The 12,854-nt window shown below is 73.4% G+C and carries 9 protein-coding genes and 1 pseudogene; 7 read left to right on the top strand and 3 right to left on the bottom strand.

Annotated elements, in window-relative coordinates; all coding sequences use genetic code 11:
- Positions 1–11: 11 nt before the first annotated feature.
- Entirely contained in the window at positions 12–1,298 is a 1,287-nt protein-coding gene (locus GA0070608_RS10025) for a metallophosphoesterase (protein ID WP_091625600.1), read from the top strand.
- Between the two features lie 100 nt (positions 1,299–1,398).
- Positions 1,399–4,593 (top strand): UvrD-helicase domain-containing protein, encoded by a 3,195-nt coding sequence (locus GA0070608_RS10020; RefSeq protein ID WP_091625596.1) that lies wholly within the window; start codon positions 1,399–1,401, stop codon positions 4,591–4,593.
- Positions 4,594–4,912: 319 nt separating this feature from the next.
- Here the strand turns inward: GA0070608_RS10020 and GA0070608_RS33380 are convergent, their stop codons facing one another.
- Complete coding sequence (locus GA0070608_RS33380; RefSeq protein ID WP_245715753.1) at positions 4,913–5,155, bottom strand: A24 family peptidase; 243 nt, start codon at positions 5,153–5,155, stop codon at positions 4,913–4,915.
- Between the two features lie 528 nt (positions 5,156–5,683).
- Positions 5,684–6,712 carry an EamA family transporter gene (locus tag GA0070608_RS10010; protein ID WP_176733676.1) on the bottom strand — a complete coding sequence of 343 codons (1,029 nt, stop codon included), beginning with the start codon at positions 6,710–6,712 and terminating at the stop codon, positions 5,684–5,686.
- Positions 6,713–6,954: 242 nt separating this feature from the next.
- Here GA0070608_RS10010 and GA0070608_RS10005 point away from each other — a divergent pair.
- The 3 genes and pseudogenes from GA0070608_RS10005 to GA0070608_RS09995 form a co-directional block, all read left to right on the top strand.
- A pseudogene (locus GA0070608_RS10005) lies at positions 6,955–7,452 on the top strand (LppU/SCO3897 family protein); the annotation flags it as partial.
- A gap of 590 nt (positions 7,453–8,042) precedes the next feature.
- Positions 8,043–8,486, top strand: coding sequence for an LppU/SCO3897 family protein (locus GA0070608_RS34140; protein ID WP_091634770.1), 444 nt, complete (start codon positions 8,043–8,045; stop codon positions 8,484–8,486).
- Between the two features lie 153 nt (positions 8,487–8,639).
- Positions 8,640–9,881: an ATP-binding protein gene (locus GA0070608_RS09995; RefSeq protein WP_091625588.1), complete on the top strand. Its 1,242-nt coding sequence runs from the start codon at positions 8,640–8,642 to the stop codon at positions 9,879–9,881.
- A gap of 77 nt (positions 9,882–9,958) precedes the next feature.
- On the opposite strand, the gene GA0070608_RS09990 is transcribed toward GA0070608_RS09995, so the two are convergent.
- Positions 9,959–10,513 carry a GNAT family N-acetyltransferase gene (locus tag GA0070608_RS09990; RefSeq protein WP_091634766.1) on the bottom strand — a complete coding sequence of 185 codons (555 nt, stop codon included), beginning with the start codon at positions 10,511–10,513 and terminating at the stop codon, positions 9,959–9,961.
- A 125-nt stretch (positions 10,514–10,638) separates the two neighbouring features.
- On the opposite strand from GA0070608_RS09990, the gene GA0070608_RS09985 reads away from it, so the two are divergent.
- Together GA0070608_RS09985 and GA0070608_RS09980 are read left to right on the top strand one after the other, a co-directional pair.
- Positions 10,639–11,184: a DoxX family protein gene (locus GA0070608_RS09985; RefSeq protein WP_091625585.1), complete on the top strand. Its 546-nt coding sequence runs from the start codon at positions 10,639–10,641 to the stop codon at positions 11,182–11,184.
- Positions 11,185–11,399: 215 nt separating this feature from the next.
- Positions 11,400–12,842: a glycosyltransferase 87 family protein gene (locus GA0070608_RS09980; protein ID WP_091625580.1), complete on the top strand. Its 1,443-nt coding sequence runs from the start codon at positions 11,400–11,402 to the stop codon at positions 12,840–12,842.
- The last annotated feature ends 12 nt before the right edge of the window (positions 12,843–12,854 follow it).

The raw sequence follows: 12,854 nt of genomic DNA, 5'->3' as shown, positions 1-12,854 counted from the left end.
GAGGCGCACACATGCTGGCGGCACTGGCGTTCGTCGCCACCATGGCGCTCATCACCGGCCTGATCCACCTCTACCTGTGGAAGCGCCTGGTGCGGGACACCACCGCCCCGGGGCGCTGGCGGCGGATCGGCGGGATCACCGCCCTGGTGCTCGCGCTGCTCGTACCGGCGACCATGGCCGGCACGCAGGCGGGCCTCTACTGGCTCGCGTGGCCGGGCTACCTCTGGCTCGCCGTCATGTTCTACCTGCTGGTCCTGCTCGTGGCGCTGGAAGTGCCGATGGCGGTGACGAAGCTCGTGCTACGTCGCCGGGTCGCCGCAGCGGAGCCCACCGCCGCCGCCCCCGAGCCCGCCATGGTCGGCGCCGCGGAGCCCGCCACCGCGGCCGAGCCCGCCATGGTCGGCGCGTCGGGCCCGGCCGACCCGCCAGCCGCCGACGCCGTCGCGCAGCCCGACCACGACCCGGCCCGCCGGCTGCTGCTCGCCCGTGGGACGGCGATCTTCGCCGGCCTCACCGCCACCGGCCTCACCGGGTACGGCATCCGCACCGCCCTCGGCCCGCCGCAGCTCGACCGGGTGCAGATCCCGCTGGCCAAGCTTCCCCGGAGCATGGACGGCCTGCGCATCGCCACCGTCTCCGACATCCACCTCGGTCCGCTGCGCGGACGGGCGCACACCGAGCGGATCGTCGCCGCGATCAACCGCCTGGACGCCGACATCGTCGCGGTCGTCGGCGACCTGGTCGACGGCTCGGTCGCCGAGTTGGGCGAGGCGGCCGAGCCGCTGCGGAACCTGCGCTCCCGGCACGGCAGCTACTTCGTCACCGGCAACCACGAGTACTACTCCGGCGTCGAGGAGTGGGTCCAGGAGCTGGACCGGCTCGGCCTGCGCGTCATGCAGAACGAGCGCACGGAGATCCGGGCCCGGGGCGGCGTACTCGACCTGGCCGGGGTGAACGACGTCAGCGCCGCCGGCAGCGGGCTGGCCGCCCCGGCGGACTACGCGGCGGCGCTCGGCGACCGCGACCCGAACCGCCCCGTGGTGCTGCTCGCCCACCAGCCGGTCGCCGCGGTGGAGGCGGCGAAGTTCGGCGTCGACCTCCAGCTCTCCGGGCACACCCACGGCGGCCAGATGGTCCCGTTCAACCTGCTGGTCAAGCTTGAGCAGCCGGTGGTCTCCGGCCTCGGCGAGGTCGACGGCACCAAGGTGTACGTCACCAACGGCGCCGGCTTCTGGGGCCCGCCGGTCCGCGTCGGCGCCGAACCCCAGATCACCCTGGTGGAGCTCCGCTCCCGCTGACCCATAGCGCCCGGCGGCGGCGTTGTCCAGCACCGGATGCTCAGGTCACGGGTGTGCGTGGCGACGGGTGGGTATTGGCGCGGGCGTGACAGGATGCGGCGTGCCTCCGTTCAGTCCCGCACCCCTTGGCGGCCCTGCGCCGTTCGTCGCGGATCTGCACATCCACTCGAAATACTCACGCGCGTGCAGCCGCGACCTGACCCTGCCCAACCTCGGGTGGTGGGCGCGGCGCAAGGGCGTCGGGGTGCTCGGCACCGGCGACTTCACCCACCCCGCCTGGTACGACCACCTCCGCGAGACCCTGCACCCGGCCGAACCCGGCCTGCACCGGCTCAGCCCGGAGGCGGAACAGGACATCGCCCGCAGGCTGCCGCCCCGGCTGGCGAGCGAGGCGGAGACGGAACCGGTCCGGTTCATGCTCAGCGTGGAGATCTCCACGATCTACAAGCGGGACGACCGCACCCGCAAGGTGCACCACCTGATCTACCTGCCCGACCTGGACGCGGTGGCCCGGTTCAACACCGCCCTCGGGCGGATCGGCAACCTCGGCTCCGACGGCCGGCCGATCCTCGGCCTGGACTCCCGGGACCTGCTGGAGATCACCCTGGAAGCCAGCGCCGACGGCTACCTCGTGCCGGCGCACATCTGGACCCCGTGGTTCTCCGCGCTGGGCTCCAAGTCGGGCTTCGACGCGATCGCCGACTGTTACGCCGACCTCGCCGAGCACATCTTCGCCGTGGAGACCGGCCTCTCCTCCGACCCGGAGATGAACTGGCGGGTCGGCAGCCTGGACGGCTACCGGCTGGTGTCGAACTCGGACGCGCACTCGCCACCGGCGCTGGCCCGGGAGGCCACCGTCTTCAACACCGCCCGGGACTACTTCGCCATCCGGGACGCCCTGCGTACCGGTGACGGGCTCGCCGGGACCATCGAGTTCTTCCCCGAGGAGGGCAAGTACCACGCGGACGGGCACCGGCTCTGCGGGGTCAACTGGTCGCCCGAGCAGACCCGGGCCGCCGGTGGCCGCTGCCCGGAGTGCGGCAAGCCGCTGACCGTCGGCGTGCTCAGCCGGATCGAGGAACTGGCCGACCGGTCGTCGGGGCACCGCCCCGCACACGCCCGCGACGTGACCCACCTCGTGCCGCTGGCCGAGGTCCTCGGCGAGCTCAACAAGGTGGGCGCCCGGTCCAAGAAGGTCGAGGGGAAGCTCAACGAGCTGGTCGCCGCGCTCGGCCCGGAGCTGGAGATCCTCACCACCACCCCGCTCGACGAGATTGACCGGGTCGGCGGGGAACTGCTCGCCGAGGGCATCGGCCGGCTGCGCCGGGGCGACGTGCGGCGGGTCCCCGGCTACGACGGCGAGTACGGCGTCATCACCCTCTTCGACCCGGCCGAGCTGGGCGTGCGCACCGGCACGGCGCAGGAGACGCTCTTCGACGTACCCGTGCCGGCGCAGCGCACCCCCGCGGAGCCGGCGCCGAATCCCCGGGCCAAGCGCCCGGCGGCGGCCAGGGCCGAGCCGAAACGCAAGGCCGCGCCGCCCGCGCCGCCGCCCCCGATCGCACCGACGCCCTCCCCGCACGAGCCGTTCGAGCCGATGCTCGCCGGGATGGAGGAGGTCGGCACCGGCCTGCTGGACCGGCTGGACGCCATGCAGCGGGTGGCCGCCTCCGCACCGGGCGGGCCGCTGCTCATCGTCGCCGGGCCGGGCACCGGCAAGACCCGGACGCTGACCCACCGGATCGCCTACCTCTGCGCCGAGCTGAACGTCTTCCCGGAGCAGTGCCTGGCGATCACATTCACCAGGCGGGCCGCCGAGGAACTGCGGCACCGACTCGACGGCCTGCTCGGGCCGGTCGCCGAGGACGTCACCGTCGGCACCTTCCACTCGCTGGGGCTGACCATCCTCCGGGAGAACGCCGACGCCGTCGGCCTGCCGGCGGACTTCCGGATCGCCGACGACGCCCAGCGGGCTGAGGCCCGCGCCGAGGCCGGCACCGACGAGGCCAGCTACGCGGCGCTGCTACGCAAGCAGGACCTGGTCGACCTGGACGAGCTGCTGACCCTGCCGGTCGCACTGCTCAAGGCCGACAAGAAGCTGGTGCAGCGGTACCGGGAGCGCTGGCGGTGGATCTTCGTCGACGAGTACCAGGACGTCGACGAGGTGCAGTACGACCTGCTGCGCCTGCTCAGCCCCGCCGACGGCAACCTCTGCGCGATCGGCGACCCGGACCAGGCGATCTACTCCTTCCGGGGTGCCGACGTCGGCTACTTCCTGCGCTTCTCGCAGGACTTCACCGACGCCCGGCTGGTCCGACTGAACCGCAACTACCGATCGTCGGCGCCCATCCTGGCCGCCGCCGTGCAGGCCATCGCGCCGTCGTCGCTGGTCCGGGGCCGCCGGCTCGACCCGGCCCGGCTCGACCCGGAGGCCCCGCTGGTGGGTCGCTACCCGGCGGCCTCCGTCTCCGACGAGGCCGATTTCGTCGTACGCACAGTCGACGAACTCGTCGGCGGGCTCTCCCACCGGTCCCTTGACTCGGGACGGATCGACGGCCGGTCGACCACCCTGTCCTTCTCCGACATCGCCGTGCTCTACCGCACCGACGCGCAGGCCGCACCGATCGTGGACGCGCTTGCCCGGGCGAACATCCCGGTGCAGAAGCGCTCGCACGACCGGCTACGGGACCGGCCCGGGGTGTCCGCCATCGCCCGCGAGCTGCGCCACGCCGACGGGCTCGACGGTTCGCTGGCCGCCCGGGTCCGGCTGGCCGGGCAGGTGCTGGCGGACCGCTTCGCCGTGCCGACGCTGGACGGTGCCAACGCGGTACGCCCGGAGGACGTCCGGTCGGCCGTCGACCTGCTCACCCCGCTGGCCCGCCGCTGCGGCGACGACCTGCCACTGTTGTTGTCCCAGCTCGCCACCGGGGCGGAGGTGGACGCGCTCGACCCACGCGCCGAGGCGGTCACCCTGCTCACCCTGCACGCCGCCAAGGGGCTGGAGTTCCCGGTGGTCTTCCTGATCGGCGCCGAGGACGGGCTGCTCCCGCTGCGCTGGCCCGGCAGCACACCCGACGAGGACGCGATCGCCGAGGAGCGGCGGCTCTTCTTCGTCGGGCTGACCCGGGCCCAGGACCGCCTGTACGTGACCCATGCCGCCCGCCGCAGCCGGCACGGCACGGAACGTGACTGCGCCCCGTCGCCGTTCCTCAACGCCATCGACCCGGGCCTCTTCGAACGCTTCGGCGAGGCCGAACCCCGCCGCCCCCGGGACCGCCAACTCCGCCTCATCTGACCCTCCCTCCACCGCCCCCGCCCCGCATGCCCTGGTCGCCCCGCGCGCCCCGTACCCGCGCCGCACCCCGCACCCCGCACCCCGCGCCCCGCGCCCCGCACCCCGCACCCCGCGATCTTGCAGTTTCCGCCCACGAGATGTGCTAAATACGCCTATTGTCCGGGCATAAAGTACAAGATCGCGGAGGCAAAGGCGCGGAAGGACGCGGGCGCGGGCGGTGCACGTGGGCCGGTGCAGTGGGCCGGTGCACGCGGGGCCCTGGGCACAGGGCGGTGCGCGCAGGGTGATGCGCGCAGGGTGATGCGCGCGGGGCGGTTGGTCAGGGGGTCAGGGTGGCGAGCCAGGCGCCGGCGAGCAGGGCCGGGCCCAGCGGGAGCGGGGTGCTGCGGCGAATCCTGCCCGCGACCAGCAGGGCAAGCACCACCACACCGTGAAGCAGGTGCGGCAGGAACAGCCCGAACAGCAGGGGCGACCCGCCCAGCCAGCCGAGCGGCAGGCCCAGGACGGCGGCGAGCTTGACGTCACCGAAGCCCAGCCGGGAGCCGGGCAGCAACGCCAGCACCACGTGGCAGCCGAAGCAGAGCGCCGCCCCGCCACCGCGCCGAGCAGCCGCCCGTGGCTCCCGGACGTCAGCGCCGCGCCGGTCAGTCCCACGGCGACGACCAGCGCGGCGGTGCCGACCAGCGGGTCGGGCAACCGCAGGCAGGCCAGGTCTACCAGGGCGAGCACCAGCCCGACGGCCGCCAGCACGAGGAAGACCGGCAGAACGGGATCGGCCCCCAGGCCCATCGCGAGCCCGGAAAACACGACCGCACCCGCCATGGCGACCGACACCTGCCGCCCGACCGACACCTGCGGCATGCCAGGCGCGTGCGGCTCGGCTGGCAGGTGCGGCGCGCCAGGCGCGTACCGCCCGACCGGCGCGTACCGCCGGACCGGCGCGGCTGGCACGTGCGGCGCGCCACTCGCATACGGCGCGGCTGGCGGGACCGGGGCGACGAAGTGCCGGGCGGCTCGGGGCGCGGCGAGGCCGGCCAGGGCACCGAGCAGCGCCACGCATGTCAGCAGCCCCGTCGACACGGGACGGACGCTACCGGCGGGACGGCTCCGGCGCGGTCCCCCCGGCGGCACGTCGCGGTCTCTCGGTGCTCACCACGAGAGCCACCCCGGCGACGATGACCGCGCCGCCGAACAGCACCCCTGTGGTGACCGGCTCGGCGGCGAACAAGGCGCCGAGCGCCACCGCGACGACCGGGTTGACGTAGGCGTACGTGGAGGCCAGCGAGATCGGGGCGTGGTGCAGCAGCCAGACGTACGCGGTGAAGGCGACCAGCGAGCCGGCCACCATCAGGTACGCGAGCGCGAGCCACGACCGGGTGGTCACCGTGCCCAGATCGAAGCCGCGCAGCTCGCCACGGCCCACCGCGAGGACGGCGAGCGCCGTCGCCCCGGCGAGCATCTCGTAGACGGTGGCGACGAACGGGTCGGCGGGCATCCGGATCCGTCCGGACAGGAAGGAGCCGATCGACCAGCAGGTGGCTGCCGCGACGACGGTCAGCGCCCCGGTCAGCGGCACGGTGTCCGCCCCACCGGTCGGCAGCACCAGCAGCACCAGGCCGACGAAGCCCAGCGTCACCCCGGCCAGCGTCCAGGACCGGGGTCGGTCCCCGGTGACCGTACGCAGCAGCACCACCAGCAGCGGAACGGTGGCCACCAGCAGCGCGGCGATCCCGGACGGCACCGCGACCCCCACCGGACCGGACTCGGCGAGCACCACCAGCCCGTTGCCGCAGGCCAGCAGGAGCACCCCGACCAGCGCGGCCGAGCCGAGCTGTCGTCGGTCGACCCGTAGCGCCCCCGGGCCCCGCCGCACCCGCAGCACGATCGCCAGCACCAGACCGGCGGCGGCGAACCGGGCAGCCGCCGAGCCGAGCGGTGGCATCGACTCCACGACGATCCGGATGCCCAGGTAGGTGGAGCCCCAGAGCACATAGACCAGCAGCAGGGCGGTCCAGAGCAGGGCGGGTGCGGCGGCAGCCGCCCGACCGGTCCCGGCACCCGGGCCGGGCCGGATACCGGCGGCGGCGGGCGGCGGTGCACTCGGTGGAGGTGGGCTCATCGGTGGACACGCTACGGTGGCCTGGGCGTCGGCGTCCCTCGTTGGTGGCCGGCCTCTCACCACTCGCGCGGGAGGCGTGCATGGCGAACTACGGAGCACCGGGTCACGGGGACCCGGATCCGTGGCACGGGCGGCGCCCCGATGAGCCGTACGATCCGTCGGCCGGGCGGGGCGGCTGGGAGGACCCGCCGCAGCGGGGCGGCTGGGAGGACCCGCCGCAGCGGGGCGGCTGGGAGGACCCGCCGCAGCGGGGCGGCTGGGAGGACCCGCCGCAGCGGCGCCGGCGAGCTGCCCCCGTCGTCGCGGTGCTGGCCACGGTGGCGTTGCTGGTCCTGGTCGGCGGGGCTGCGGTGCTCTACCTGCTCGGTCAGAATGAGGAGACACCCGTCGCCACGGCGAGTGAGCCCGCGCCCGTGGCGAAGACCGCGCCGCCGGACGCGACGGCGAGCGCGACGGCCGCTGCGCCCAGCACACCCGCCCCCGAGTCCTCCACCGACCCGCGCTTCGTCAAGGCCGGCCAGTGTGTCCGCAACGACGGGCCAACCGATGGCAAGCCCAAGCTGCTGATCAGCGACTGCGCCCCGCAGACGTACGAGGTGCTGCGCCGGATCGACGGGGCGACCAGCGGCGAGAAGGACGCCGCGACCAAGTGCGCCGAGGTGGACGGCTACACCAACTGGTATTTCTTCGACAGCGAGTTGGACACCCTCGACTTCGTGCTCTGCCTGAAGCAGCGCTGAGCCACCGCACCCCTGAGGAAGAGATGACGACCTACGGATCACCCGGGCAGCCGGACGACCCCTACCAGCGCCCGCCCGGCACCCCGGGCGGCCCGCCACCCATCGACCCGACGCTGCCGGAGTGGGGGCAGCCGCCGCCCGCCCCGCAGTGGGGCCAGCAGCAGCCCGGCGGTGAGCCGCAGTGGGGCCAGCCCCAACCCGGAGGCGAGCCGCCGGCCGCCCCGCAGTGGGGCCAGCCGGACCCGATGTGGAACCAGCCCCAGCAGCCGCCGAACTCGGACCCCGGCTACCCACCGCCACCGGCCTCCGGGTCCGGCTACCCACCGCCAACCTCCGGGGCGGGCTACCCACCGCCAACCTCCGGGGCGGGCTACCCGCCGCCCACCTCGGGGGCCGGTTATCCGCCACCGCCCGGGGTTCAGCCGCCTTTCGATCAGGGGGGCTACCCACCGGCCGGACCGTATCCGCCGGTCGGACCGGCACCCGCGCCGACGCCCGGTAACCAGTGGGGCGCTCCGCCGCCGGTGCCCGGCGGGTACGGAATGCCGCCGGTCGCGCCACCGGCGAAGAAGAGCGGCGGCAAGGTCGCACTGGTCATCGGCCTGGTGGTGGTGCTCCTGCTCTGCCCGTGCCTCGGCTTGGCCGGCTGGGCGTTCTGGCAGGCCGGCGAGGACGACGACCCGATCGCGTCTCCGACGCAGAGCGCGCCCGTCGACCCGACGGGCCGGCCGTCGAGCAGGCCGTCGGAGGAGCCCAGCGCGGCACCGACCTCCGCCAAGCCAAGCCCCACCAAGCCGAGCCCCAGCAGGAGGGAGTTCGCCAAGGGCGACTGCGTCGTCAACGACGGCACGGCCGCCGACGCCGAGCTGCGGAAGGTGCCCTGCGGCCCCAACACGTACGAGGTGCTGCTGCGGATTCCCGCCTCGACCGACGGCGACCGGTGCAAGACCCGGGCCCCGCAGTCGACCGCGAACTACGTGCACGACAACTCGCTGGACTTCCTCGACTACGTGCTCTGCCTGAAGAAGCGCTGATCGCCGAAGCCGATTGCCAAAACTAGGGCTGTCTAGCGTGGATGCTAGACAGCCCTAGTTTTGTCTCGACGCGATTCCGTGGGCCCGACACGCCGGTTGCCCCGTCTACGGATGTCTAGTCCCGCAGCTAGACGGGCCGATACTGTGCGATGCGTGGATCCGGTCCGCAACCCGTACGCCCCGGGCGCCGGCCAGCGTCCCCCCGAGCTCGCCGGACGGGGGCGTGAGCTGGACGTCTTCGACGTCGTGCTGGAGCGCATCGCCCGAGGCCGGCCGGAACGCAGCCTGATGCTCACCGGGTTGCGCGGGGTCGGCAAGACGGTGCTGCTCAACACCCTCCGTTCCCAGGCGATCAACCACCTCTGGGGCAGCGGCAAGATCGAGGCCCGGCCGGACCAGTCACTGCGCCGCCCGATCGGCGCCGCGCTGCACATGGCTGTCCGGGAGCTCGCGCCCCGGCACCGCGCACCCGACCGGATCGACGCCTTCCTCGGCGTGCTCAGGGCGTTCGCCCAGCGGACCGCGCCGACCGGCCGCGGCAACGCCGCCCCGAAGCTGCGCGACCGGTGGCAGCCCGGCATCGACGTGCCCGCCGCGACGGGCCGAGCCGACTCCGGCGACATCGAGATCGACCTGGTCGAGCTGCTCACCGACGCCGCGGCGGTGGCCGCCGACGTCGGCACCGGCATCGCGATCTTCATCGACGAGATGCAGGACCTCGGTCCGGAGGATGTCTCCGCGCTCTGTGCCGCCTGCCACGAGCTGTCCCAGCTCGGCGCGCCGCTGATCGTGGTCGGCGCCGGGCTGCCGCACCTGCCGGCCGTACTCAGCGCGGCCAAGTCGTACTCCGAACGGCTCTTCCGCTACCAACGCATCGACCGGCTCGACCGGATCGCCGCCGACCAGGCGCTCTGCGCGCCGGCCGAGCGCGAGGAGGTGGAGTACGAGCCGAAGGCGCTGGACCTGCTCTACGAGAAGTCCGGCGGCTACCCCTACTTCGTCCAGGCGTACGGGAAGGCGACCTGGGACCACGCGCCCCGCTCGCCGATCACCACCGCCGACGTACGGGTCGCCGCGCCCGAGGCCGAGGCCGAGCTGGCGGTCGGCTTCTTCGGCTCCCGCTTCGAACGGGCCACCCCGGCGGAACGCGAGTACATGCGGGCCATGGCCACGTTGTCCCTGGTGGAGGGCGAGATCGACGGCGGTGGTCGGGACGACATGGACGCCGCCGTACCGACCGCGGAGATCGCCCGTGCCCTGGAACGCAAGCCGGCCAGCCTCTCCCCGGCCCGGGACGCGCTGATCAAGAAGGGCCTGATCTACTCCGGTGAGCGCGGCACGGTCGCCTTCACCGTCCCGCACTTCGGCCGCTACCTGCGTACCCAACCGGCCTGAGCGGCCCTCGACGGGACGCGACCGGCGCCGCGGCGATCAGCCCGGCGCGGACCCCCGAGCCCGGTGCGGCGCGGGCGTCAGACCTTGGACCAGGGCGGCGGGAAGAGCACCTCGCCGCGTGGCGGCGGACCTTCGCCGCTCGTGGCCGGCGGCAGCACCAGCGCCTGCCAGGGGTCGCCGAGGCCCGACCAGGGGCTGGTCAGGCCCATCCGGTCGGCCCGGCCGAAGCCGAACCGGTGGTAGTAGACCGGGTCGCCGAGCACCACCACCAGCCGCTCGCCCAGCTCGGTGGCCGCCTCGATGGCGGCCTGCACGACCGCCGCGCCGAGCCCGATCCGCCGCCGGTGCGGCGCCACCGCCACCGGGCCGAGCGCCAGCGCCGGCGCGGTGTGGTCGTCGGACTTCACCCGGACCCGGGTGAGCAGGGCGTAGCCGACGACCTCGCCGCCGTACTCGGCGACCATCGCCAGCATCGGCAGCCAGGCGTCGCTGTCGCGCAACTCCTCGACCAGCCCCACCTCGGGCGGCGTGGACACGTCCGGTCGGGCGAACGCGGCGGCCAGCACCCGCCGGACCGCGCCGGTGTCGGCCGGGTCCTCGGGTCGCAGCCGCAGCGTCGTCACGCGGGGCACGTTACCCGTCACAGGCGGTCCATCAGCGACGGTCGCTCGGATCGGCGTGGCGCGACGTCCACGACGACCGATCCGGATCGGCGGTTGCGGGGGTAGCCGGACCGGCGACGGGGTATGACTGATCCATGAAACCCGTGCGTTCCCTCGCCCGCGCCATGTTGAGCGGCATCTTCGTGGTCAGCGGGTTCCAGAACTTCCAGAACCCCGGGCGGCTGGTCCCCGCCGCGAAGCCCGTGACGGACCGGGTGACCCCGCTGCTGGAGAAGACCCACCCCCGCATCCCCACGGACACCGAGACGCTGATCCGGGTCAACGGGGCGGTGCAGGTCGGGGCCGGGCTGATGCTCGCCACCGGCCGGTTCGCCCGGCCGGCGGCGCTGGTCCTCGCCGGCACGCTGGTCCCGACGACCCTCGCCGGTCATCCCTTCTGGAACAACGACGATCCGGCGACGCGGAAGAACAACCAGATCCACTTCCTGAAGAACCTCGGCCTCCTCGGCGGGCTGCTGCTCGCCGCCGCCGACACCGGCGGCAGGCCGGGGCTGCGGTGGCGGACCGGTCACCGGATCGGACACTCCCGACGTTCCGTACAGCGAGCCGTCCGTACTGCCCGCAGAGAGGCCCGGATCGCCGTACGATCGGCAGCGACGGCCCGCCGACTGCCCGGCTGACCTGCGTCTATACCTCCCCTCGGTCGACCCTTCACACGCCAACGCCGCGAATCACCTGAACCACCCGACAGGCGTTAACGCGGTGGAAATGTCAAAAACATGTGTGGGATCGGACACGGTCGCATAACGCGGGAGGCATTAACGTGAGGCGCCGTTCTAGGCTCCGTGCAGGACCTGGACGGGTAGGACGACCTTGGTACGGGGGTGGCCACGCCATGCCGGCGACCGTCGGAAGACGGGTGGACCGCCTCGCCCCAGTCCGTCGCGTAACGCGTGGGATCGATCGTAAGACAGTCGTACGGGCTGGCATCGTGGCCGCCGTCGCCTATGCCGCATGGCTCGCCATCGGCGCTTTCGGGCGGCCGTACAACTTCTTCGACATGAAGATCTACCACGGCGCGGTGGCATGGTGGGCGAGCGGTCACGAGCTCTACGAGTTCATCGCACCCGGCACCACCCTGGGTTTCACCTACCCACCGTTCGGCGGCCTGGTGATGCTGCCGATGGCGTACCTGCCGGTCGAGTTGGCCGGGATGGTCAACGCGCTCGCCAGTATCGCCGCCCTGGCCGTCGTGCTGGCCGGGCTGCTCCGCCCGATCGTCGACCGGCTCGGCTGGCCGCTCTGGTTCACCGTGGGCATCGCGACGCCGCTGGCGGTCGCCATCGAACCGGCCCGGGAATCCCTCGGCTACGGCCAGGTGAACCTGCTCCTCTTCGCACTGATCATGGCCGACCTGATCGGCCTGCGCTGGCGGTCCCGCCGGGGCACCCACATCGCCCCGTCCGACGGTCCGCTGCTGCGGTTCGTCTACAGCGGCGCCTGGGCCGGCGTGGGCATCGGCCTGGCCACCGCGGTCAAGCTGACCCCGGCGCTGTTCATCGCGTACCTGGTGATCACGCGGCAGTGGCGTGCCGCGGCCACCGCGATCGGCACGGTGATCGCCGTGACCGTCGGTTCCTTCGGGATCGTCGGCACCGAGTCCCGGGCCTACTTCGGCGGCGTGCTCTGGCAGACCGAACGGGTCGGGGCCGCCGACATGACGCCCAACCAGTCGCTGGCCGGGCTGCTGGCCCGGCTGTACGACTCGATCGAGACGCCCGGCCTGCTCTGGCTGGCGTTCTCGGTGCTGATGCTGGCGGTCGGCCTCTCCCGAGCCGTCAACGCCCGCGCCGACGGCGACGAGCTGACCGCGTTCACCCTGGTCGGCCTCACCGCCAACGTGATCAGCCCGATCTCCTGGACGCACCACCTGATCTGGGTGATCCCGGCGATCATCGTGCTGGCCGACGCCGCCGTACGCCGCCGGGACGCCAGCCGCGGGTTGGTCCAGCGGGCCGGTCAGGGCACGTACGGCGGGCCGCCGGGGGTGACCGGGCTGCGCCCGCCGATCTGGTACCCGACGCTGACCGGGCTCCGGCACGGCGCTGCCGCGATCGGGCTCTACCTGCTCTTCCTGATCTCCCCGATCTGGCCGTACGAGCACCAACTCCCCGAGGTGTCGCACTACCAGGACGGCCTCTTCGGCGCCCTCATGGAGAACTCGCTGGCGCTGGCCCTGATCCTGCTGGTCGCCGCGCTGCCGTGGCGCCCCGGCGCCGAGCCGGCCTTCTACGCCGAACGGTTCGGCCGCCAGGCCGCGCCGAGCGTCCGCCGCTGACGGATGGACCGT

The organism is Micromonospora peucetia (assembly GCF_900091625.1).
Classification (GTDB): domain Bacteria; phylum Actinomycetota; class Actinomycetes; order Mycobacteriales; family Micromonosporaceae; genus Micromonospora; species Micromonospora peucetia.
The sequence above is the reverse complement of the archived record's forward strand: the minus strand, read 5'-3'. Positions and strand labels throughout refer to the sequence as shown.